Origin of the sequence: Pseudomonas sp. B21-059 (assembly GCF_026016285.1) — a bacterium.
Classification (GTDB): domain Bacteria; phylum Pseudomonadota; class Gammaproteobacteria; order Pseudomonadales; family Pseudomonadaceae; genus Aquipseudomonas; species Aquipseudomonas danubii.
Genome location: NZ_CP087201.1, coordinates 893,806 through 917,067, shown reverse-complemented (window position 1 = coordinate 917,067; position 23,262 = coordinate 893,806). Strand labels below are relative to the sequence as shown.

Annotated in this window: 21 protein-coding genes; 5 read left to right on the top strand and 16 right to left on the bottom strand. The window is 58.5% G+C overall.

Annotation, left to right across the window (positions count from 1 at the left end; all coding sequences use genetic code 11):
- Positions 1 to 12: 12 nt before the first annotated feature.
- The 3 genes from folP to rlmE all read right to left on the bottom strand — a co-directional run bounded on the left by folP (position 13) and on the right by rlmE (position 3,608).
- A complete protein-coding gene (gene folP / locus LOY69_RS04085; protein WP_265074165.1) occupies positions 13 to 864 on the bottom strand; it encodes a dihydropteroate synthase in 852 nt (283 codons plus the stop codon).
- Positions 865 to 872: 8 nt separating this feature from the next.
- Entirely contained in the window at positions 873 to 2,777 is a 1,905-nt protein-coding gene (ftsH, locus tag LOY69_RS04080) for an ATP-dependent zinc metalloprotease FtsH (RefSeq protein WP_102861083.1), read from the bottom strand.
- Between the two features lie 201 nt (positions 2,778 to 2,978).
- Positions 2,979 to 3,608: a 23S rRNA (uridine(2552)-2'-O)-methyltransferase RlmE gene (rlmE, locus tag LOY69_RS04075; protein ID WP_047283886.1), complete on the bottom strand. Its 630-nt coding sequence runs from the start codon at positions 3,606 to 3,608 to the stop codon at positions 2,979 to 2,981.
- Positions 3,609 to 3,712: 104 nt separating this feature from the next.
- On the opposite strand from rlmE, the gene LOY69_RS04070 reads away from it, so the two are divergent.
- Positions 3,713 to 4,021 (top strand): YhbY family RNA-binding protein, encoded by a 309-nt coding sequence (locus LOY69_RS04070; RefSeq protein WP_102861082.1) that lies wholly within the window; start codon positions 3,713 to 3,715, stop codon positions 4,019 to 4,021.
- 12 nt (positions 4,022 to 4,033) lie between these two features.
- Here LOY69_RS04070 and LOY69_RS04065 read toward each other — a convergent pair whose 3' ends face one another.
- From LOY69_RS04065 to grpE, 8 genes are all read right to left on the bottom strand, one after another.
- On the bottom strand, positions 4,034 to 4,438 hold the full coding sequence (locus LOY69_RS04065) for an MFS transporter (RefSeq protein ID WP_110595986.1): 405 nt from the start codon (positions 4,436 to 4,438) through the stop codon (positions 4,034 to 4,036).
- A gap of 28 nt (positions 4,439 to 4,466) precedes the next feature.
- On the bottom strand, positions 4,467 to 4,943 hold the full coding sequence (gene greA / locus LOY69_RS04060) for a transcription elongation factor GreA (protein WP_011059193.1): 477 nt from the start codon (positions 4,941 to 4,943) through the stop codon (positions 4,467 to 4,469).
- Entirely contained in the window at positions 4,940 to 8,161 is a 3,222-nt protein-coding gene (carB, locus tag LOY69_RS04055) for a carbamoyl-phosphate synthase large subunit (protein ID WP_102878329.1), read from the bottom strand. The genes greA and carB overlap by 4 nt, the downstream gene beginning before the upstream one ends.
- Before the next feature lie 130 nt (positions 8,162 to 8,291).
- A complete protein-coding gene (gene carA, locus LOY69_RS04050; protein ID WP_265074164.1) occupies positions 8,292 to 9,428 on the bottom strand; it encodes a glutamine-hydrolyzing carbamoyl-phosphate synthase small subunit in 1,137 nt (378 codons plus the stop codon).
- A 256-nt stretch (positions 9,429 to 9,684) separates the two neighbouring features.
- Complete coding sequence (dapB, locus tag LOY69_RS04045; protein WP_102878327.1) at positions 9,685 to 10,491, bottom strand: 4-hydroxy-tetrahydrodipicolinate reductase; 807 nt, start codon at positions 10,489 to 10,491, stop codon at positions 9,685 to 9,687.
- 10 nt (positions 10,492 to 10,501) lie between these two features.
- The gene (gene dnaJ / locus LOY69_RS04040; protein WP_102861077.1) at positions 10,502 to 11,626 is read right to left on the bottom strand and encodes a molecular chaperone DnaJ; all 1,125 of its coding nucleotides are present in this window, start codon (positions 11,624 to 11,626) and stop codon (positions 10,502 to 10,504) included.
- Positions 11,627 to 11,947: 321 nt separating this feature from the next.
- Positions 11,948 to 13,864 carry a molecular chaperone DnaK gene (gene dnaK / locus LOY69_RS04035; protein WP_102861076.1) on the bottom strand — a complete coding sequence of 639 codons (1,917 nt, stop codon included), beginning with the start codon at positions 13,862 to 13,864 and terminating at the stop codon, positions 11,948 to 11,950.
- 102 nt (positions 13,865 to 13,966) lie between these two features.
- The gene (gene grpE, locus LOY69_RS04030; RefSeq protein ID WP_102861075.1) at positions 13,967 to 14,533 is read right to left on the bottom strand and encodes a nucleotide exchange factor GrpE; all 567 of its coding nucleotides are present in this window, start codon (positions 14,531 to 14,533) and stop codon (positions 13,967 to 13,969) included.
- A 249-nt stretch (positions 14,534 to 14,782) separates the two neighbouring features.
- On the opposite strand from grpE, the gene recN reads away from it, so the two are divergent.
- Positions 14,783 to 16,456 carry a DNA repair protein RecN gene (recN, locus tag LOY69_RS04025; protein ID WP_123393779.1) on the top strand — a complete coding sequence of 558 codons (1,674 nt, stop codon included), beginning with the start codon at positions 14,783 to 14,785 and terminating at the stop codon, positions 16,454 to 16,456.
- Between the two features lie 94 nt (positions 16,457 to 16,550).
- Here recN and fur read toward each other — a convergent pair whose 3' ends face one another.
- Positions 16,551 to 16,955: a ferric iron uptake transcriptional regulator gene (gene fur / locus LOY69_RS04020; protein ID WP_011059185.1), complete on the bottom strand. Its 405-nt coding sequence runs from the start codon at positions 16,953 to 16,955 to the stop codon at positions 16,551 to 16,553.
- 98 nt (positions 16,956 to 17,053) lie between these two features.
- Here fur and LOY69_RS04015 point away from each other — a divergent pair, with 98 nt between their 5' ends.
- A complete protein-coding gene (locus LOY69_RS04015; protein WP_102861073.1) occupies positions 17,054 to 17,581 on the top strand; it encodes an outer membrane protein assembly factor BamE in 528 nt (175 codons plus the stop codon).
- Between the two features lie 59 nt (positions 17,582 to 17,640).
- On the opposite strand, the gene LOY69_RS04010 is transcribed toward LOY69_RS04015, so the two are convergent.
- The 3 genes from LOY69_RS04010 to LOY69_RS04000 are packed head-to-tail and all read right to left on the bottom strand — an operon-like array spanning position 17,641 to position 19,793.
- Positions 17,641 to 17,955 (bottom strand): RnfH family protein, encoded by a 315-nt coding sequence (locus LOY69_RS04010; RefSeq protein ID WP_110653079.1) that lies wholly within the window; start codon positions 17,953 to 17,955, stop codon positions 17,641 to 17,643.
- Positions 17,948 to 18,382, bottom strand: coding sequence for a type II toxin-antitoxin system RatA family toxin (locus LOY69_RS04005; RefSeq protein WP_016967218.1), 435 nt, complete (start codon positions 18,380 to 18,382; stop codon positions 17,948 to 17,950). The genes LOY69_RS04010 and LOY69_RS04005 overlap by 8 nt, the downstream gene beginning before the upstream one ends.
- Positions 18,383 to 18,389: 7 nt before the next feature.
- Positions 18,390 to 19,793, bottom strand: coding sequence for a sodium-dependent transporter (locus tag LOY69_RS04000; protein ID WP_102861071.1), 1,404 nt, complete (start codon positions 19,791 to 19,793; stop codon positions 18,390 to 18,392).
- Positions 19,794 to 19,910: 117 nt separating this feature from the next.
- On the opposite strand from LOY69_RS04000, the gene smpB reads away from it, so the two are divergent.
- Positions 19,911 to 20,393, top strand: coding sequence for an SsrA-binding protein SmpB (gene smpB / locus LOY69_RS03995; protein ID WP_047283878.1), 483 nt, complete (start codon positions 19,911 to 19,913; stop codon positions 20,391 to 20,393).
- An 81-nt stretch (positions 20,394 to 20,474) separates the two neighbouring features.
- Here smpB and LOY69_RS03990 read toward each other — a convergent pair whose 3' ends face one another.
- Entirely contained in the window at positions 20,475 to 21,242 is a 768-nt protein-coding gene (locus tag LOY69_RS03990; RefSeq protein WP_102861070.1) for a GntR family transcriptional regulator, read from the bottom strand.
- A 260-nt stretch (positions 21,243 to 21,502) separates the two neighbouring features.
- Between LOY69_RS03990 and LOY69_RS03985 the strand changes: the two genes are divergently transcribed.
- Positions 21,503 to 23,197 carry a lactate permease LctP family transporter gene (locus LOY69_RS03985; RefSeq protein WP_265074163.1) on the top strand — a complete coding sequence of 565 codons (1,695 nt, stop codon included), beginning with the start codon at positions 21,503 to 21,505 and terminating at the stop codon, positions 23,195 to 23,197.
- The last annotated feature ends 65 nt before the right edge of the window (positions 23,198 to 23,262 follow it).

The following is a 23,262-nucleotide window of genomic DNA, read 5'->3' as shown; positions in this document are numbered from 1 at the left end:
ACTCCATCGTTCTTATTCAGCGGATTCCACTGCCGCAATCATTCGCACCACATCCACCGTTTCGGCGACATCATGGACGCGGATAATCTTCGCGCCCTTGGTCACCGCCAGTGCCGCCAGTGCCAGGCTACCGTGCAATCGCTCGGCTACAGGCCGATTCAGGGACTGGCCAATCATGCTTTTGCGCGACACCCCGACCAGCAGGGGACGCCCAAGGGCATGCAAGGCCTCCATATGCTTGAACAGACTCAAGTTGTGCTGCAGGGTCTTGGCAAAACCAAAGCCCGGGTCAAGAACAATCCGCCCAGCCTCGATTCCCACCGACGCACACGCCGCCATCCGCTCAACCAAAAACTCACTCACTTCCCGAGTGACATCCTGGTAATGCGGGTTGTCTTGCATATCGCCAGGCTCACCGAGCATATGCATCAGACATACAGGCAAACCAGTAGCGGCCGCCGCATCCAGGGCACCATCACGGCGCAGTGCGCGCACATCATTGATAAACCCCGCTCCCAGGCGAGCAGTTTCACGCATGACGGCCGGCGTCGAGGTATCAACGGAAATAACCACATCCAGCTCGCGATTAATTCGCTCCACGACCGGAGCCACACGCTCCAACTCTTCCAGGGGCGATACCGCACGAGCACCCGGCCGCGTCGACTCGCCACCGATATCGATCAGCGTAGCACCAGCAAGAACCATGGCCTCGGCATGCCGCAAGGCGACATCCAGTTGACTGAAGCGACCGCCATCGGAGAAGGAATCGGGGGTTACATTGAGAATGCCCATGACATGCGCACGGGCCAAATCAAGAACCCGGTTGCCGCAAGGCAACCGGGTGGAGGAAGGAACAGAAGTCATTTAAAACCTTAGTGGTCGGCAGCAGGGCCGCCGATGGGTGTTTCCGGACGTTCGTTTTGCACTACTGGAGGAGTAGTACCCGAACCGCCCTCCCAATCACGAGGTTCACGCGGAGTACGCCCGGCCATGATGTCGTCAATCTGATCAGCATCGATGGTTTCGTACTTCATCAAGGCATCTGCCATGGCGTCCAGTTTGTCGCGGTTATCAGTGAGGATCTGCTTGGCGGTGCCATAACATTGATCAATGATGCTGCGCACTTCGGAGTCGATCAGTTTCGCTGTTTCAGCGGACAAACTGGCATGCTGACTGCCTGCACTGCGACCCAGGAACACTTCGCCCTCTTCTTCCGCATACATCAGCGGGCCGAGTTTTTCGGAGAGCCCCCACTTGGTGACCATGTTCCGAGCAATCTGGCTGGCGCGCATGATGTCGTTGGATGCACCGGTGGTCACACCGTCAAAACCCAGCGTCATCTCTTCTGCAATACGACCGCCATAGAGCGAACAAATCTGGCTAATCAGGGCTCGCTTGGACAGGCTGTAGCGATCCTCTTCCGGCAAGAACATGGTGACGCCCAATGCGCGACCGCGAGGAATGATCGAGACTTTGTAGACAGGATCATGCTCAGGCACAACTCGACCAACAATGGCGTGGCCAGCTTCGTGATAAGCGGTGTTCTGCTTCTCTTTCTCGGACATGACCATGGATTTGCGCTCTGCGCCCATCATGATCTTGTCCTTGGCCAGTTCAAATTCCTTCATTTCGACAATGCGCTTACCGGTACGAGCCGCGAACAGCGAGGCCTCGTTCACCAGGTTTGCCAAGTCGGCACCGGAGAAGCCCGGCGTACCACGCGCAATCACCGCCGGAGCAACATCTTCGCCCATTGGCACTTTGCGCATGTGGACCTTGAGAATCTGCTCACGGCCGCGAATATCCGGCAGACCAACCACCACCTGGCGGTCGAAACGACCGGGTCGCAGCAGCGCTGGGTCAAGCACGTCAGGACGGTTGGTGGCGGCGATAACAATGATGCCGTCGTTCATTTCAAAGCCGTCCATCTCAACCAGCAATTGGTTGAGGGTCTGCTCACGCTCATCATGACCGCCGCCCATGCCGGCACCACGGTGACGACCGACAGCGTCGATCTCATCGATGAAAATGATGCATGGAGCATGTTTCTTGGCCTGTTCGAACATGTCGCGAACACGGCTGGCACCAACACCAACGAACATCTCGACGAAATCGGAACCGGAGATAGTGAAGAACGGTACCTTGGCTTCGCCCGCAATGGCCTTGGCCAGCAAGGTCTTACCGGTGCCCGGTGGCCCCACCATCAGCACGCCGCGAGGAATACGGCCCCCCAGGCGCTGGAACTTGCCTGGATCACGCAGGAATTCAACCAGCTCGCCAACTTCCTCTTTGGCCTCGTCACAACCAGCAACGTCAGCCAGAGTGGTTTTCACCTGATCTTCAGAGAGCAGACGCGCCTTGCTCTTGCCAAAGCTCATCGGCCCGCCCTTGCCACCTGCGCCACCCTGCATTTGCCGCATGAAGAACATGAAGACGGCAATGATCACCAGGATCGGGAAACTGGCTACCAGCAGTTGGGTCCAGATACTTTGTTGCTCGGGCTGCTTGCCCTCGACCACGACATGGTTGTCCACCAAATCGCCGATCAGACCATTGTCCTGAATGGCAGGACGGATGGTTTTGAAGGTATCGCCATCGCTGCGCTTGCCGGTAATAACGTAGCCATCAACAGCTACGCGCTCGACCTTGCCATCCTTAACCTGCTGGATGAAGTCGGAGTAGTTGAGGGTTTGCGGCTCGTTAGGGCTGGAGAAGTTGTTCATCACCGTCACAAGGACGGCAGCGATGATCAACCAAAGGATCAGATTCTTTGCCATGTCGTTCAATTAACTACCCTCTGAAGCAAGCGCCGCTACTGGCGCGCGCTTCGCATGATATTCACCGGCCTAACTTACTACATTACCTACAGCTCTGGCAGGCGCTGTCTGTAACCCTATGTGAAACTTAGACTACACAATATGCGTTTAATCTGACGGGGCGAAATACGAAAATCCTATCACCCCAGTCAAAAACCTTACTTACTCGCTGCGACCACGAAAGCCCCGCCCCAGCAGATATTGCTCCCGAGAACGGTCACGGGAAGATGTCGGTTTGCGCATCTGCACTTTCTCGAACATCTGCCGAACGCTCTTGTGGTACTCATCAAAACCTTCACCTTGGAAAATCTTGATCAGAAAATCACCACCTGGCCGTAGTACCCTACCCGCAAGATCCAGCGCCAATTCGCACAGGAACATCGCCCGAGGCATGTCCACGGCTGCTAACCCACTCATATTGGGGGCCATATCGGAAATCACAAGGTCAACCTCTGAATTTCCGACAGCTTCGAGAATCTGCGCCAGCACCGCATCCTCGGTGAAGTCCCCTTGAATGAAGGTCACATCGGGGATGCTGTCCATTTCCAGGATATCCGAGGCGATCAATCGCCCCTGACCACCAATCAGACGACTGGTCACCTGCGACCAGCCCCCCGGGGCAGCCCCCAGGTCGATAACACTCATGCCAGGACGGATAAGGCGGTCCTTTTCCTGGATCTCCAGCAGTTTGTAGCTGGCACGGGAACGGTACCCATCTTTTTGCGCCATTTTGACGAATGGGTCGTTGAAGTGCTCTTTCAGCCAGTTATGGCTAGTTTTGGAACGGGCCACGGGCCACCTCAAAATAAAACGGGTCGTGATTAACTGGGCGGTCCCGGACTCGCTCGGGTAAACTGGCCGCCGCTTTTTACAAGATCAGACGCAGGGGTCAGATTATGCCGCTCACTCAAGAGCAGAAGAAACAGTACAAATCCATTGGCCACCATCTGAAACCAGTATTGACTGTGGCTGACAACGGTTTGACCGAAGGTGTGCTAGCCGAACTTGAACGCGCCTTGAGCGATCACGAGCTGATCAAGATCAAGCTCAACATCCTCGAGCGCGAATCGCGCCTGGAAGCCATTGCCGAACTGTGCAAGGCCGGCAAAGCGGATCTGGTGCAGGTCATCGGCAAGATGGCGCTGATCTACCGCAAGAACGCCAAGGTAAACAAGCAATTGTCGAACGTCCATCGTTTCAACTGACGTCGACTCGGGTCAAGGGTGTGCCTGGCGCACCCTTCCACCCCATCCTGGCACCGGCTGCAATACCAGTATCAAGCCGGAAAATCCCAGAACCAGATAGCTGAACAACTGCCAGCGTTGAGCTTCCGGCAACAGAATACGCACGGCGAAATACATGCCGCACGCATACATTGCCATCAACAGCAGTTGCCCCCGAATATCCCGCCAAAGACTTCTCAATCCTTCGGACTGAATCAGCACCAGCGTCTGTAGAACCAGGCACGCCCCCGAAAAGCCCACCAACAAAGCACTGAGCAGGGTAGAAATCTCTTCGATCAGCAAGGGAGCAAGGCCAATCTGGCCCAGGACGGGAAACAAACCGAGATGCAACAGCCATAAGCCGCCGACCCACAGCATCTGGGTCAGCTGCCAAAGCATGGCGCCCGCATGCAGCGGGCGTCTTCTTTCAGATGTGACGGACTTCGACAATCTCATACTCGATTACACCGCCAGGCGTTTTGACCGCCACCACATCACCCTCTTCCTTGGCAATCAAGGCACGAGCAATCGGCGAGCCGACGGAGATTTTACCGAGCTTTATATCAGCCTCGTCCTCACCAACGATCTGGTAGGTCACGCTTTCGTCAGTCTCGACGTTGGCGATCTCGACCGTGGTGCCAAAGATCACCTTGCCGGTATGAGGAATGGTCGTGACATCGATGACCACCGAGTTCTGCAGACGGCCTTCGATATCACGGATCCGAGCCTCGACCATGCCTTGCTGTTCACGCGCAGCATGGTATTCAGCGTTTTCCTTCAAGTCACCCAACTCGCGGGCCGTACCGATGTCCTGGCTGAGCTTAGGACGAACGACCTTGGTCAAGTGAGCATGCTCTTCTTCCAGGGCGCGAGCGCCCTGGACGGTCATTGGGTATTTATTCATGCCTTCAATCCTGCGTGTAGATCCTGCAAGCGACGCACGGTTTTTTCTGGACCGAACTTCAACGCTTCGCAGATAGCTTCGCCAGCAGCAATGGTGGTGGTGCAGTAGATCTTGTGCTGCAAGGCGTTACGACGAATGGAGTAAGAGTCAGCAATCGACTGACGACCTTCAGTGGTGTTGATGATCAGGGTGACTTCGTCGTTCTTGATCATATCGACCACATGAGGACGACCTTCAGTCACCTTGTTCACACGACGCACTTTCAGGCCGGCCGCTTCGATCAGCTTGGCGGTGCCCGCAGTAGCGACCACTTCGAAGCCCAAGTTGATCAGATCACGGGCCACGCCTGCAACCAGAGGCTTGTCATCGTCACGAACACTGATAAATGCAGTACCGCCAGTCGGCAGCACTTCGCTGGCGCCCATCTGGGCCTTGGCGAAAGCCTCACCGAAAGTATCGCCCACACCCATGACTTCACCGGTGGACTTCATCTCTGGGCCGAGGATCGGGTCAACACCCGGGAACTTGGCGAACGGGAACACCGCTTCCTTGACGCTGTAGAAGTTCGGGATGATTTCCTTGGTAAAGCCCAGCTCTTTCAGAGTCTTACCAGCCATCACACGAGCCGCGATCATCGCCAGGGAGACGCCGATGCACTTGGACACGAAAGGCACGGTGCGGGAAGCACGCGGGTTCACTTCAATGACGTAGATCTCATTGCCCTGCAGGGCCAACTGTACGTTCATCAAGCCAACCACGCCCAACTCCAGGGCCATTTTCTTGACCTGCTCACGCATCTCATCCTGGATGTGCGCCGGCAGCGAGTACGGCGGCAGGGAGCACGCGGAGTCACCGGAGTGAACGCCGGCCTGCTCGATGTGCTGCATGATCGCGCCGATCACCACGTCGGTACCGTCGCAGACCGCATCCACGTCCATCTCGATGGCGCAGTTGAGGAAGTGGTCCAGCAGCACCGGACTGTCGTTGGACACTTGCACCGCTTCACGCAGGTAGCGCTTGAGCTCTTCTTCCTCGTAGACGATTTCCATCGCACGGCCGCCCAGAACATAGGACGGACGCACCACCAGCGGATAACCGATCTTGGTCGCGGCACGAATCGCTTCGTCTTCGCTGCGCACGGTGGCGTTTGGCGGCTGACGCAGATTCAGGCGCTCAACCATTTGCTGGAAGCGCTCACGGTCTTCTGCACGGTCGATAGCGTCTGGGCTGGTGCCGATGATTGGCACGCCGGCCGCTTCCAGGGCGCGAGCCAGTTTCAGAGGCGTCTGGCCGCCGTACTGAACGATCACGCCTTTTGGCTTCTCAACGCGGACGATTTCCAGCACGTCTTCCAGGGTTACTGGCTCGAAGTACAGGCGATCGGAGGTGTCGTAGTCGGTGGAAACGGTTTCCGGGTTGCAGTTGACCATGATGGTTTCGTAACCATCGTCGCGCAGTGCCAGTGCAGCGTGCACGCAGCAGTAGTCGAACTCGATCCCCTGGCCAATACGGTTTGGACCGCCGCCCAGGATCATGATCTTGTCGCGGGTCGATGGCGCGGCTTCGCACTCTTCTTCATAAGTCGAGTACAGGTAAGCGGTGTCAGTAGCGAACTCGGCGGCGCAGGTGTCGACGCGCTTGTAGACCGGGAACACTTCCAGCTTATGGCGGTGAGTGCGCAGGTTCTTCTCGGTCACACCCAGCAGCTTGGCCAGGCGCTGGTCGGAGAAGCCTTTGCGCTTCAAGCGGAACATCAGGTCGCGGCCGATAGCCGACAGCCCCAAGGTCTTGACCTTCTCTTCTTCCTTGATCAGATCTTCGATCTGCACCAGGAACCAAGGATCGATCATGTTCATGCCGAAGATCTGCTCGACGGTCATGCCGGCACGGAAGGCGTCAGCCACGTACCAGATACGCTCGGCGCCTGGCACGGTCAGCTCGCGCTTGAGCACATTCATGCTTTCCGGATTGCTCAGGTCGAGCTTCGGATCCAGCCCGCAAACGCCAACTTCCAGGCCACGCAGGGCTTTCTGCAGGGATTCCTGGAAGGTCCGACCAATGGCCATGACTTCACCCACCGACTTCATCTGGGTGGTCAGGCGTGCGTCAGCCTTGGAGAACTTCTCGAAGGCAAAGCGTGGCAGCTTGGTCACGACGTAGTCGATGGACGGCTCGAAGGATGCTGGAGTCTTGCCGCCGGTGATGTCGTTGGACAGCTCGTCCAGGGTGTAACCCACCGCCAGCTTGGCCGCGACCTTGGCGATCGGGAAACCCGTGGCTTTCGAGGCCAGCGCCGAGGAACGGGACACCCGCGGGTTCATCTCGATCACGACCATGCGGCCAGTGTTCGGGCAGATGCCGAACTGCACGTTGGAACCGCCGGTTTCCACGCCGATCTCACGCAGTACCGCCAGGGAGGCGTTACGCAGGATCTGGTATTCCTTGTCGGTCAGGGTCTGTGCCGGAGCCACGGTGATCGAGTCACCGGTGTGCACACCCATCGGGTCGAAGTTTTCGATGGAGCAGACGATGATGCAGTTGTCCTTCTTATCGCGGACCACCTCCATCTCGTACTCTTTCCAGCCGATCAGCGATTCGTCGATCAACAGTTCCTTGGTCGGCGACAGGTCCAGACCGCGGGCGCAGATCTCTTCGAACTCTTCACGGTTGTAAGCAATACCGCCACCGGTGCCGCCCATGGTGAAGGACGGACGGATGATGCAAGGGAAGCCCAGCTTGTCGAGGACTGCATTGGCCTCTTCCATGCTGTGAGCGATACCGGAACGTGGGCACGCCAGGCCGATGGACTTCATGGCGGCGTCGAAGCGCGAACGGTCTTCAGCCTTGTCGATGGTGTCGGCATTGGCACCGATCATCTCTACGCCGAACTTCTCCAGAACGCCTTCGCGCTCCAGGTCCAGAGCGCAGTTCAGAGCCGTCTGGCCGCCCATGGTTGGCAGCAGCGCATCCGGACGCTCTTTCTCGATGATCTTGGCAACGGTCTGCCACTTGATCGGCTCGATGTAGGTGGCGTCGGCCATGGCCGGGTCGGTCATGATGGTGGCCGGGTTGGAGTTCACCAGGATGACCCGGTAACCCTCTTCGCGCAGGGCCTTGCAGGCCTGGGCGCCGGAGTAGTCGAATTCGCAGGCCTGGCCGATCACGATCGGGCCAGCGCCAAGAATCAGGATGCTTTTAATGTCTGTACGTTTTGGCATGGGTTGTCACTCAAATCCGCAGGTCAGTCGGCAAGCCGTCTTGAACATTCTCTGAGGCGCCTGAGGGGATTCCGCCGGACTCGCCGGGGCCACCCTCAAGCGCTGCTCGCTACACTTTCAAGGCGAGCGCTTAGCGTCGCTTGGCCATCTCGTTGATGAAGCGGTCGAACAGCGGCGCCACATCGTTCGGGCCCGGGCTGGCTTCAGGGTGGCCCTGGAAGCTGAACGCGCTCTTGTCGGTACGCTCGATACCCTGCAGGGTGCCGTCGAACAGCGACTTGTGGATCGCCCGGACGTTACCCGGCAACGTGGCTTCATCCACCGCAAAACCGTGGTTCTGGCTGGTGATCATGACCACGCCGGTGTCCAGGTCCTGGACCGGGTGGTTGGCACCGTGGTGGCCGTGGCCCATTTTCAGGGTCTTGGCGCCGGAAGCCAGGGCCAGCAATTGGTGACCCAGGCAGATGCCGAACACCGGAATCTCGGTCTCGAGGATTTCCTTGATGGCCTTGATCGCGTAGCCGCAAGGCTCGGGGTCGCCAGGACCGTTGGACAGGAACACGCCATCCGGCTTGAGGGCCAGGACGTCGCTCGCCGGGGTCTGAGCAGGCACAACGGTCACGCGGCAGCCGCGCTCCACCAGCATGCGCAGGATGTTCAGCTTGACCCCGAAGTCATAGGCAACCACGTGGTACGGCAGATCGGCGGCTTCGATGGTGGCGTGGCTGTCGGTTTTCAGATCCCAGACAGTCGAACGCCATTCGTAGCTTTGCTTGGTGCTGACGACTTTCGCCAGGTCCATGCCTTTCAGGCCCGGGAAGCCGCGCGCTGCTGCAATCGCCGCTTCTTCGGAGATGTTGTCGCCGGCCATGATGCAGCCGTTCTGAGCACCTTTTTCACGCAGGATGCGGGTCAGGCGACGGGTGTCGATACCGGCGATCGCCACGACGTTGTTGGCTTTCAGGTAATCGGACAGGGACAGGGTGTTACGCCAGTTGCTGGCCACCAACGGCAAGTCACGGATAACCAGGCCAGCCGACCAGACGCGGTCGGACTCGGCGTCTTCCGGCGTGGTGCCGGTGTTGCCGATGTGGGGATAGGTCAGGGTAACGATCTGTTGGGCGTAGGAAGGATCGGTAAGGATTTCCTGATAGCCGGTCATTGCGGTGTTGAACACCACCTCACCAACGGTTTGACCGTCGGCTCCAATGGCTTCGCCGCGAAAAATGCTGCCATCAGCAAGGGCGAGTATGGCTGGCTTAGTCAAGAAGACCTCCCGTAAATAGAGCCTGAAAGGGCGATCGCAGGTTGCAAAAAAGCGGAATGACGTATAGACACGTCACCCCGCTTCTTCGTCGAATTATCTGCGCGCTTTTAGTGGACACACTAAAGCTGTAGCTTACAGAAAAAGGCTTTTTCGGTCCACCGCTAATGAGCCTTAAAGGCAGAGGAATGCGACAGAACATCGCCTAGCGGTGCGAAGCGGGGCTGAAGGACAGCCTCAACCCCACTTCAGATGCATCTCAACGCAAATCCAGCACATCCTGCATGTCGTAAAGACCGGCCTCGCGACCATCCAGCCACAGGGCAGCACGTACCGCCCCCTTGGCGAAGGTCATGCGACTGGAGGCCTTGTGGGTGATTTCCAGGCGCTCGCCCTCAGTGGCAAACAGCACAGTGTGATCCCCCACCACATCACCACCACGCACAGTGGCGAAACCGATAGTTTCGCGCTCACGCGCACCGGTATGCCCCTCGCGACCATAGACCGCAACCTGTTGCAGGTCGCGCCCCAAGGCATTGGCAATCACCTCACCCATGCGCAGGGCAGTACCCGAAGGCGCATCGATCTTGTGACGGTGATGAGCCTCGATGATTTCGATGTCCGCATCATCACCCAGCACCCGAGCCGCCATATCCAGCAGCTTCAGCGAAAGGTTCACCCCGACACTGAAGTTGGCAGCGAAGACGATGGGAATATCCTTGCCCGCCTCGGCCAGCAATTGCTTTTCCTTGGCGCCCAAACCCGTAGTACCAATCACCATGGCCTTGCCCGCCTTACGGCAGAAGGCCAGGTTCTTGAGCATCACTTCCGGCAAGGTGAAATCGATCAGCACATCAAACTCATCGACAACCTTCTCCAGGCTATCGGACATCGACACGCCAAGACGCCCCAGGGACGCCAGCTCACCCGCATCCGCACCCACCAGCGAACTGCCAGGACGAACGATCGCCGCCGTCAACCCAGAGAGCGGCGAGCGCAGTTGCACAGCCTCGACCAAAGTCTTGCCCATGCGCCCCGCGGCGCCCATCACTGCTATACGTCGCATGCATTACTCCTTACAGATCGCCGAAGAAGCGCTTGACGCCCTCGAACCAACCCGTGGTTTTCGGCGAGTGCGAATTGTCGCCATCCAGCGAACCGCGCAACTCTTCCAGCAGCTCGCGCTGACGACGACTCAGGTTCACTGGCGTTTCCACCGCAACCCGACACATCAGATCGCCAGCACCGCCGCCACGCACCGGAGCAACGCCCTTGCCACGAATCCGGAACTGCTTGCCGGTCTGAGTCCCCTCAGGAATCTTCAGCTTGACCCGACCATCCAGAGTCGGAATCTCCAGCTCGCCGCCCAAGGCCGCATCAACAAAGCTGATAGGCACTTCGCAGAACAGGTGCTTGCCGTCACGCTGGAAGATCGAGTGCTCGCGCACATTGATCACCACATACAAGTCACCAGTCGGACCACCCTGGGTTCCCGCCTCACCCTCACCGGACAGACGGATACGGTCACCCGTATCGACACCTGCCGGCACTTTTACCGACAGCGTCTTGTACTCTTCGACGCGGCCTTCGCCGTGGCACGAATCGCACGGATCGGAAATGATCTTGCCCTGACCATGGCAACGCGGGCAGGTCTGCTGCACCGAGAAGAAGCCCTGCTGCATGCGCACCTGACCAATACCACCGCAAGTCGGGCAAGTGACAGGCGACGAGCCCTTCTTGGCACCCGAACCATCACACGGCTTGCAATTGACCAGTGTTGGCACACGGATGTTAACCGTGGTGCCCCGCACCGCCTCTTCCAGATTCAGCTCTAGGGTGTAACGCAGATCGCTACCGCGCTGCGCACCACCACGAGAACCGCCGCGACCGCCACCGAAGAAATCACTGAACACATCACCGAAGATATCGGAGAAGTTCTGACCGCCAAAACCGGCGCCACCACCACCCATGCTCGGATCGACACCGGCATGACCATACTGGTCATAAGCTGCGCGCTTACTGGAGTCGGACAGCACTTCGTAGGCCTCGTTGGCCTCCTTAAACATGTCTTCCGACGCTTTGTCGCCGGGATTACGATCCGGGTGATGCTTCATCGCCAGGCGACGGTAAGCCTTTTTCAGCTCCGCTTCGCTGGAGCCACGCTCCACACCCAATACTTCGTAATAGTCACGCTTTGCCATAAGTCTTTGCACTCTTAAGGACGCCCGGCAAACCCTCCTGAGCTCTGCCAAACTCGCTGAGCCCCAATACAGGCCCGGACCCAACTCACGTCAATTCAACGATCCTGGTCTTGGATAGACGACCCGGTTGCAGGTCGATCATTGCGGTCATCGCAGCCGGAAAGCAGGAGCTTCTCCGACCCGACCGCCAGTGCACAAACGGAAGTTGCACACCATCAAAATTCGCTGACTCCAGACACGCCAACGCGGGAGCAAGCTCCCGCGCGGCGACATCCTACCAGTCACCGCCCAAAGGCAGTCAACCGGCCGACCAACAAGCCATTACTTGTGGTCTTTTACTTCTTCGAACTCGGCATCGACGACGTCGTCGGCTTTTTCAGCAGACTCAGCGTGCGGTGCTGCACCCTCAGCAGGCTGAGCCTGTTCGGCGTACATCTTCTGGGCAACCGGGGCCGAGACTTTCGACAGCTCTTCGACCTTGGCGTCGATGGCAGCCTTGTCGTCGCCTTTGACAGCGGCTTCCAGAGCAACCACGGCAGCTTCAATCGCAGTCTTCTCTTCCGCAGTCACTTTGTCGCCGGCGTCAGCCACCATCTTGCGAGTCGAGTGCACCAGCGCGTCACCCTGGTTACGGGCAGTGGCCAGCTCTTCGAACTTGCGATCCTCTTCCGAGTTGGCTTCAGCGTCACGGATCATCTGCTGGATTTCTTCATCCGACAGGCCGGAGTTGGCCTTGATCACGATCGACTGAGTCTTACCGGTAGCCTTGTCCTTCGCACCTACGTGCAGGATGCCGTTGGCGTCGATGTCGAAGGTCACTTCGATCTGCGGCACGCCACGTGGAGCAGGTGGAATGTCGGTCAGGTCGAACTTGCCCAGGGACTTGTTCTGCGCGGCTTGCTTACGCTCGCCCTGCAGTACGTGAATGGTCACGGCGCCCTGGTTGTCATCGGCAGTCGAGAACACCTGGGATTTCTTGGTAGGAATCGTGGTGTTTTTCTCGATCAGCGCGGTCATCACGCCACCCATGGTTTCGATACCCAGGGTCAGCGGGCTAACGTCCAGCAGCAGTACGTCTTTCACGTCACCGGCCAGAACCGCACCCTGGATCGCAGCACCCATGGCAACCGCTTCGTCTGGGTTGACGTCCTTACGAGCTTCTTTACCGAAGAAGTCGGTTACGGCTTTCTGTACCAGCGGCATACGAGTCTGGCCGCCGACCAGGATCACGTCGTTGATCGCGCCAACGTCGATACCGGCGTCCTTCAGAGCGATGCGGCATGGCTCGATGGTGCGCTGAACCAGGTCTTCAACCAGAGATTCCAGCTTGGCGCGGGAGATCTTCACGTTCAGGTGCTTAGGACCAGTGGCATCTGCTGTGATGTACGGCAGGTTGACGTCGGTCTGCTGGCTCGAGGACAGCTCGATCTTGGCTTTTTCGGCAGCTTCTTTCAGACGCTGCATGGCCAGCGGGTCACCCTTGAGGTTCATGCCGCTTTCTTTCTTGAACTCATCAACCAGGTAGTCGATCAGACGGATGTCGAAGTCCTCACCACCCAGGAAGGTGTCACCGTTGGTGGCCAGTACTTCGAACTGATGCTCACCGTCGACTTCAGCGATCTCGATCACGGAAACGTCAAACGTACCGCCACCCAGGTCATAAACGATCACGGTGTGATCGCCCTTGGCCTTGTCCATGCCATAAGCCAGAGCGGCTGCGGTTGGTTCGTTGATGATGCGCTTGACGTCCAGACCAGCGATACGACCGGCGTCCTTGGTGGCCTGACGCTGGCTGTCGTTGAAGTAGGCCGGAACAGTAATGACCGCTTCGGTCACTGCTTCGCCGAGGTAGTCTTCGGCGGTCTTCTTCATCTTTTTGAGGATTTCAGCCGAAATCTGCGGCGGAGCCATTTTCTGGCCGTTCACCTCAACCCAGGCGTCGTTGTTGTCAGCCTTGACGATCTTGTAAGGGACCATCTGAATGTCTTTCTGCACAACTTCTTCGTCGAAACGACGACCGATCAGACGCTTAACTGCGTACAGGGTGTTGTGCGGGTTGGTAACAGCCTGACGCTTGGCCGACTGACCTACCAGAATCTCGCCATCGTTGGCGTAAGCGATGATCGACGGCGTGGTACGCGCGCCTTCAGCGTTTTCGATAACTTTTACGTTGCCGTTTTCAAGAATGGAGACGCACGAGTTGGTGGTCCCCAAGTCAATACCGATAATTTTGCCCATGTTAACTCTCCCGAAACTTTGGATTTGGATGCCGCAGTTGTGGTGGCAAACTGCGGTAGCACTTAAACGCTTGACTGTTAGATGGGGGCTCTACAGCCGTTTTCAAGCCTTTTCGTCAATCGAAGGCGAAACCGGTGCAGGAGCCTTGCTGACCACGACCATGGCCGGGCGCAGCAGGCGACCATTGAGCTGGTACCCCTTCTGGAACACTTTGAGAACACTATTGGGTTCTACATCCGCGCTTTCCTGCATGGCCATGGCCTGATGCTGTTCAGCGTTGAACGGTTCGCCGTGAGGATCGATGGCTTCCAACTGATAACGCTTGAGGGTGTCGTGGAACATCTTCAAGGTCAGTTCGATACCTTCACGCATTGGGCGAATGCTTTCGTCGTCCGGATTGGACAGTTCCAGGCCACGCTCCAGGCTATCGATCACCGGCAACAGGTCACCGGCGAACTTCTCGAGAGCAAATTTGTGAGCCTTTTCCACATCCTGCTCGGCGCGGCGGCGGACGTTTTGCAGATCGGCCGCAACACGCAAAGCCTGATCCTGCGCACCAGCCAGTTGCTCTTCGAGCACTTGTACACGAGCCGCCAGGTCTTCACCCGAAGCCTCGGGGGCCTGATTGGCGTCTAGATTTTGCGTATCCAGCGTCTGTTCGTCAGCCATGAAATTCTCCTTTCAATATCGTCTGTGAGCCAGGCTCACTCTTCTGCACAGCTATATGGGGTCGCATTTTCAGGGTTCAAGCCCGCAGCCACAGCAAAAGTTGTTCCGACCGGATAAATCCTGTACGCGGACACTCCCGAGGCACTAAAAAGCCAGAATGACCAAGCAAATCGAGCTAAGGGAAAGCATTGTCAGCCCGAAACAAAACACTGTATAAATAACCAGACATCTAGTTTGGGAGCGGCCTTAATGCTGGTGCACCTGTCCGTACACAATTACGCCATCGTCGAACACCTGGATCTGGAACTGGATCGCGGAATGAGCGTCATTACCGGCGAAACCGGCGCCGGCAAGTCGATCATGCTCGACGCGCTCGGCCTGACCCTGGGCGATCGCGCCGACAGTGGCGTGGTACGACCCGGCGCCGACAAGGCCGACATCCTTGCCACCTTCGACCTGTCGGACATTCCCGAGGCCCACAGTTGGCTGGCCGAGCGCGATCTGGATAACGACGGGCCGTGCATACTACGCCGGGTGATCACCGCCGAAGGACGCTCCCGCGGCTATATCAACGGTACGCCCTGCCCGCTCGGTGACCTCAAGGCCCTGGGCGAACTGCTGATCGACATCCACAGCCAGCACGAGCACCAGTCATTGCTCAAGACCGATACCCATCGGCGCCTGCTGGATGAATACGCCGGCGCCACCGATCTCGCCCGCCAGGTGCAGCTGGCCGCCCAGCGCTGGCGCCAGACACGCCAGGAACTGGAACGTCTGTCCAACTCCGGCGATGAACAACGAGCTCGTCACCAACTGCTCAGCTATCAGCTCGAGGAGCTGGAGAACCTCGGCCTGGGGGAGAACGAACTCGAGGAACTGGAGCAGGAACACAAGAACCTGACCAACGCTGAAACCCTGCTGGGTATTTGCCGACAGGTGGTGGAGCAATGCAGCGAAAGCGATTCCGGCAATGTCCTCAACGCGCTGACCGTCAGCCTCAACCGTCTGTCCAGTATTGGCAATTCATCGGGCTCGCTGGGTGAGGCCACCAATCTGCTGGCCAGCGCACAGATCCAGGTTGAAGAGGCCGTGGGCGAACTAAACCGCTTCCTCGATCACTTCGACGCCGACCCTGCACGCCTGCAACAACTCGAAGAACGCCTCGACGCCATCTATACCTTGGCACGCAAGCACCGCATCCAGCCCTTCGAACTCGCAGCCATGCAGCAAACCCTGCTAGATGAGATCGAGACCCTTGACGCAAACGATGAGTCCATCGAGCAGCTCGGCGAAGAGTTGCAGTCCTTCGCCAGGCATTACCATGAAAAAGCCTTGGAGCTTAGCCAACTGCGTCAGCAAGCCGCGACCGGCCTGGCCAGTGCAGTAGAGATGGAAATTCAGCGCCTGGGTATGCCTGGAGGGCGTTTCACCATCGAGCTTCGCGCCAACACCAGCGATGAGCTGCTACCTAATGGCCTGGAGCAGGTTGAACTGTTGGTCAGCGCCAACCCCGGTCAGCCGCTCAAGGCCCTGGCAAAAGTTGCCTCCGGCGGCGAGCTGTCCCGTATCAGCCTGGCGATCCAGGTCATTACCGCGCAGACCTCGCGGGTTCCCACTCTGGTGTTCGATGAAGTCGACGTGGGGATTGGCGGACCAACAGCGGAGATCGTCGGCCAGTTGCTGCGCCGTCTCGGCGAACGCGGCCAGGTGCTGACTGTGACTCACTTGCCTCAGGTCGCCGCCCAAGGGCACCAGCACTTGTTCGTGCACAAGGTACGAGGCAGCGATGCGACACACACAGCAGTATCCAAGCTGGGCAAGAGCGAAAGGGTCGAGGAAGTTGCGCGGATGCTCGGCGGCATCGACCTGACCAAAGAGTCCCTGGCCCACGCCAAAAAGATGGTGGTCACCGCCAAAGCCTGAAGCCTCAGCGCTTCTTTTATATAGACAGAAAGCACGAAGGCGACCCTTAGGTCGCCTTCGATCGTTTCACGACTATGAAAGTCGCGTGAGGGGCTTACTTCTTCTTGCGCACATACAGCACAAGATTGTGATCCACCAACTCGAAACCGTGCTTTTCGACAATCGCCTTCTGAAGCTTTTCGATTTCTTCGTCGAAGAACTCGATCACTTCGCCAGACTCCACGTTGACCATATGGTCGTGGTGACCGCCATCCGCCAGCTCGAATACAGCGTGACCGCCATCAAAATTATGGCGCACCACCAGTCCGGCTGCTTCGAATTGAGTCAGTACACGGTAAACCGTGGCCAGACCCACATCCTCACCAGCTTCCATCAGCGCCTTGTAGACATCTTCAGCGCTCATGTGCCGCTGCTCGGTGGAGTCGAGCATTTGTAGAATTTTGACCCGTGGCAGAGTCACTTTAAGGCCGGCTTTACGTAGTTCGCTATTTTCAACCATGGTCAGCTTTCTCGCCGATGCTGCTTCGCAGCTTCTCTTAATGCGGGTATGATCGGGGTTTACGTTGTCCCAGCCAAGATAGTGGAAGTCGCCCACCGATGCAAAACACCAAGCTCTTGCTAACCAGTTTCACCTTCGTGGGACTGCTCGCACTCGCCGGTTGTTCATTCCCCGGGGTTTACAAAATCGACATCCAGCAGGGCAATGTCGTGACGCAGGACATGATAGACCAGTTGCGCCCGGGAATGACCCGACGGCAAGTAAGGTTTATCATGGGCAACCCTCTGTTGACCGACACGTTCCATGCCGATCGCTGGGATTATCTCTACAGCCTGCAACCTGGTGGCGGTGAACGCCAACAGGAACGCGTCAGCCTGATCTTCAACGGCAACGACCAACTGGTTAGCTTGGCCGGCGACTTCATGCCAGGCGTAAGCCGCGACGAAGCCCTGTTGGGCAAGGAGAGCGGCAACACCGTTACCGCCCCTGCCGAGAACGCCGAGAAGCCAAAAGCCGAGAAACCGGTCAAACCGGGTTCGCTGCTGGACCAGATCCAGAAGGATGTGGATGGCGTCGAAACCGTACCAGTGCCTACTCCTGAACCACTGGACACTTCTCCACAATAATTTGTGGCGAATAAAAAAGCCCGGGCATGCCCGGGCTTTTTATTGGCTGTCGCTAACGATCACTGCTCACGCTTACGAGCCTCGGCCGCCTTGGCGGCACGCAGACGCCGCACCTCTTTAGGATCGGCCAGCAGCGGACGATAGATTTCAATTCGATCTCCGGCCTGAACTACATATTGCCCAGGATCGGATACCTGCTTTCCGAAGATTCCCACCGGACACGCCGCCAGATCCAGCTCCGCAAAATGCTCCTTTATAGAAGAAGCCTCCAGCGCTGCAAGCAGGGTCGAACCCTGGGGCACTTGCACACTGACCAGCACCTGGCGGTCGACGGCAGCGTGAACCACCTCGATGGTAATCAGAGGCTCAACCATGCAGTTGCTTGGCCCGCTGGCAGAATGCATCCACCAGAGTATTGGCCGCCTGATTGAACAGAGGCCCCAGAGTGGCACGCACCAACGGCCCGGCGTAGTCGAACGACAGATCGAGGCTGATCTTGCAGGCCTTCTCCCCCAACGGTTTGAACACCCATAACCCATGCAGTTGGTTGAACGGCCCCTCTTCCAGGTTCATCTCGATCGACTGTCCCGGCACCAGGGTATTGCAGGTCACGAAACGCTGGCTCATGCCGCCCTTGGCCACCGCCAGGCTGGCACGCATCCGTTCCTCGCTGTTTTCCAGCACCTCGGCCGAAGAGCACCAGGGCAGAAACTCCGGGTAACGGGCCACATCATTGACCAGGTCATACAGAAACTGCGCCGGATAGGGCAAAAGGGCCGAACGTTGAATATGGGTCGTCATGTGAGCTTCATTTCCACAACTGGGCGGCAAACACCACAAGAATGCCGACGGGCGCCACATAGCGCATCAAAAACAAGGCCAGGGTGAACAACAACGGACTACGCAACGACAACTCATCACGAACAGCCTCACGGCCCATCACCCAACCTGCAAACACCACGAAGCACAAACCGCCAAGAGGCAACATGATCCGCGAGGTGAAAAAGTCGATCACGCCAAAGAAATCCAGACCGCCGGCCGCGCCCCATCGATAGAGATGAAAAACACCGCCTTCGTTCACGAAGAATTTGGCCTGCTGCCAGATGTTGAAAGAGAACACCGTTCCCAATCCCACGAACCAGCAACTGAACGCCAGCCAGAATGTCACCCAGCCGCGGCGGATTTTAGTCCTCTCGACGAGATAAGCCACCATCGGTTCCAACAAGGAAATCGCCGAACTCCAGGCAGCAATCGCCACCAGGATAAAGAACACTACGCCCATAAGCTGGCCGAACGCCACATTGCCGAAGGCAAACGGCAGGCTGATGAACATCAGGCCCGGCCCCTCGCTGGGATTCAGCCCGGCAGCGAATACGATGGGGAACAGAGCCATCCCCGCCACCAGCGAAACGAAGGTATCCAGCAGCGCCACACCGACCACGGTGCCAGCCAGGGACGAATGCTTGGGCATGTAGGCACCGTAGATCATGATCGAACCAACCCCCACGCTGAGGGAAAAGAACGCATGCCCCATGGCCGGCAGCAGCCCGTCCAACAAGCGATCCAGGCTGAAGTCGAACATGAAATGCAGGCCCTGCATGAAATGCCCGGTGGTCATGCTGTAGCCCAGCAGCACCAACAGCATCACGAACAGCAGCGGCATCATGATCCGCAAACTGCGTTCAAGCCCAGCGACCACTCCCTTGGCAATCACCAATGCCGACAGCAGCATGAACAGCGTGTGCCAAAGCGTCAGTCGCCACGGGTCGGCCGTCACCGCGGAGAAGTACACACTGACCTGATCCGCCGTGACACCCTGAAAATCGCCGCGCCCCATGTCGATGATGTAGTCCAGGGACCAACCACCCACCACGCTATAGAAGGAAAGAATCAGCAGCGCCGTGATCATTCCGGCGAAGGCGCCCCAGGACCACCTGGCCGAATGCCCCGCCTCCAGAGCCAGCACCTTCAGGGCATTGGCCGGACTCTGCCGTGCCCGACGGCCAATCAAGGTTTCCGCCAGCATCACCGGCAAGCCGATCAGCGCAATACACGCCAGAAACACCAGGACAAAAGCACCACCACCATAGACGCCGACCATGTAGGGGAATTTCCAGATGCTCCCCAGGCCCACGGCCGAACCAGTTGCAGCGAGTATAAAGACCCAGCGGCTTGCCCAGCCGCCGTGGACAGAGACCCTGTCTGTCGACATCGTTAACGCGCCCAACCGAAAAAAAAGAGGCCGCATTGTCCGGGATTCAATCAACCTGCTCAAGCACGCTGCGTCACCGTAGCCGACGCGCGCGCAACTCCCTATAATGCCGCCCCTATGGCTAAACAGAAGAAACACCCAACAGGGACCATCGCGCAAAATAAAAAGGCGCGTCACGATTACTTCATCGAACATCGGTTCGAGGCTGGACTGGTCCTGGCCGGCTGGGAAGTAAAGAGTCTGCGGGCGGGCAAGGCGCAACTGGTGGACAGTTACGTGCTGCTCAAGGATGGCGAGGCCTGGCTGTTCGGCAGCCATTTCACCCCGCTGACCACTGCAAGTACCCACGTCATTGCCGACCCGACGCGCTCGCGCAAGCTGCTGCTCAACCAGCGCGAGCTGGAAAAGCTGTTCGCCGCCGTGCAGCAAAAGGGTTACGCCTGTGTGTGCCTTTCGCTCTACTGGAGCAAGCACCTGGTCAAGTGTGAAATTGCACTGGGCAAGGGCAAGAAGGAATACGACAAGCGTCATACCGAACGCGAGCGCGATTCCGATCGCGAGCTGCAGCGTGCGGTGCGGACCAAGGGCAAGGAAGACTGATCTTCCTGCCTTGAGGTCGCTTTCGCCGGCAAGCCGGCTCCTACAACACCCAGGTAGGAGCCAGCTTGCCGGCGATTTGCATTACATGCCCTTGCGCCGTTCGGCCCGGGCTACTCGCTGCACTTCCTGACGCACTTCTTCAAGCACTTCCTGCACATAGAGAATGTGCCGACTGGAAACTTCCCGAGCCTCCTCCGCACGCCCTTCAATAATCGCCAAGTACAGATCGCGGTGCTGACTGATCAGCATGTCGCGAGTTTCCGTGCGCTGCTTGTACATGCCGCCGATGTTGGTCACCACGTTGCGCTTGAGCAGGTCGAACAGGCCGCGAATGGTGTGCAGCAACACCGCGTTATGGCTGGCCTCGGCAATCGCCAGGTGGAACTTGGCATCCGCCGCCCCCTCCTCGATACGACTGACATCGTCGGAGCGAGAATAACAATCCTGCAGCTCCTCGAAAGCTTGAGTCAGCCGCTCACGATCCACCGCCGTCGCGCGCAACGCCGCGTAATAAGCGCAAGACGCCTCCAAGGTATGACGGAACTCCAGCAGATCGCGCTGTGCATCCGTGTTGTTTTCCAACAGGTGCAGCAAAGGATCGCTGAAGGTCGAGCCCAGGGATTCCACCACGTAGTTGCCGCCACCCTGACGGCTGATCAGCAAGCCCTTGGCCGTCAGCTTCTGGATCGCCTCGCGCAGCGAAGGACGGGAGACACCGAACTGCTCGGCCAAGGCACGCTCGGCCGGCAGCCGCTCGCCAGCCTTCAAGGTGCCTTCAAGAATCATCCCTTCCAGACGCTCGACAATATCGTCGGACAAACGGCGCTGGCGTATCTGATCAAACCCCATAACTCACTCTCCACCCTCCCGACCCTTCGCCGGGGGCTCTATTCTGGCCTATTCACGGCGCGCCAACACCTAGCAGAAGGAAGCCTTTTGCACCGATCAGATGCCCGCGCCATAGCGCATTCGACAAAAGTTTTAGGGCGGCAAATTGACACACCGCGCACAACGCTTTTACCCTAGCCAACAGCGATTGTAAATTGGTCTTACCAATTAACCAAGACGCTAGCAGTGCCTGACCAACAACAATTAGGGGCCACCCCATTATGCAAACCTGGCAACAGCTCTATAGCCCGCTTGGCAGCCTCGGCCTGTCCGCCCTCGCCGCCGTTATCCCGATCGTGTTCTTCTTCCTGGCTCTGGCCGTGTTCCGTCTCAAAGGACACGTCGCCGGGAGTATCACCCTGGCCTTGTCGATCCTGGTGGCGATCTTCGCCTTCAAGATGCCCGCCGACATGGCCTTCGCTGCCGCTGGCTATGGATTTGCCTACGGTCTGTGGCCCATCGCCTGGATCATCGTCGCCGCCGTGTTCCTCTACAAACTGACGGTGAAAAGCGGCCAGTTTGAAATCATCCGCAGCTCGGTACTGTCGATCACCGACGACCAGCGCCTGCAGGTGCTGCTGATCGGCTTCTGCTTCGGCGCCTTCCTCGAAGGTGCGGCCGGCTTCGGCGCACCGGTGGCGATCACCGCCGCCCTGCTGGTGGGCCTGGGCTTCAACCCGCTGTACGCCGCCGGCCTGTGCCTGATCGCCAACACCGCGCCCGTGGCCTTCGGCGCCCTGGGGATTCCGATCATCGTTGCCGGCCAGGTGACGGGCATCGACGCCTTCAAGATCGGCGCCATGACCGGCCGCCAACTGCCGCTGCTGTCGCTGTTCGTGCCGTTCTGGCTGGTGTTCATGATGGACGGTATGCGCGGCGTCAAAGAGACCTGGCCCGCCGCGCTGGTGGCCGGTCTGAGCTTTGCCATCACTCAGTACTTCACCTCGAACTTCATCGGCCCGGAACTGCCGGACATCACTTCGGCCCTGGCCAGCCTGATCTCCCTGACCCTGTTCCTGAAAATCTGGCAGCCCAAGCGCACCGCCGGTGCGCAGATCGCCGGTGCCACCTCCAGCGCGGCCGTCATCGCCAGCGTCGGCGGCTTCGGTCAGCCACGCAACACCGTCGCTTCGCCCTACAGCCTGGGGCAGATCTTCAAGGCCTGGTCGCCGTTCCTGATCCTCACCGTGCTGGTGACCATCTGGACCCTCAAGCCCTTCAAGGCGATGTTCGCCGCCGGCGGCTCGATGTACGGCTGGGTGTTCAACTTCTCCATCCCGCATCTGGATCAGTTGGTGATCAAGATGACGCCAATCGTGGCCACCCCGACCGCCATCCCGGCGGTGTTCAAGCTCGACCCTATCTCCGCCACCGGCACGGCGATTTTCTTCTCCGCGCTGGTCTCCATGCTGGTGCTGAAGATCAACGTTAAAACTGGTCTGACCACTTTAAAAGAGACCTTCTACGAGCTGCGCTGGCCGATCCTGTCCATCGGCATGGTGCTGGCGTTCGCCTTCGTCACCAACTACTCGGGCATGTCTTCGACCATGGCCCTGGTCCTGGCGGGCACCGGCGCGGCGTTCCCGTTCTTCTCGCCGTTCCTGGGCTGGCTCGGGGTGTTCCTCACCGGTTCCGATACCTCGTCCAACGCCCTGTTCAGCTCGCTACAGGCCACCACCGCGCACCAGATCGGGGTCAACGACACCCTCATGGTCGCGGCCAACACCAGCGGCGGCGTGACCGGCAAGATGATCTCGCCGCAATCGATCGCCGTGGCCTGCGCCGCCACCGGCCTGGTGGGCAAGGAGTCGGATCTGTTCCGCTTCACCCTCAAGCACAGCCTGTTCTTTGCCACTATTGTCGGCCTGATCACCCTGGCCCAGGCCTACTGGTTCACCGGCATGCTGGTGCACTAAGCAACACCGAAAGAACCGACGCCGCCCTTACCCGCGGCGTCCGCATTCACCACCCGGTCTGCAAG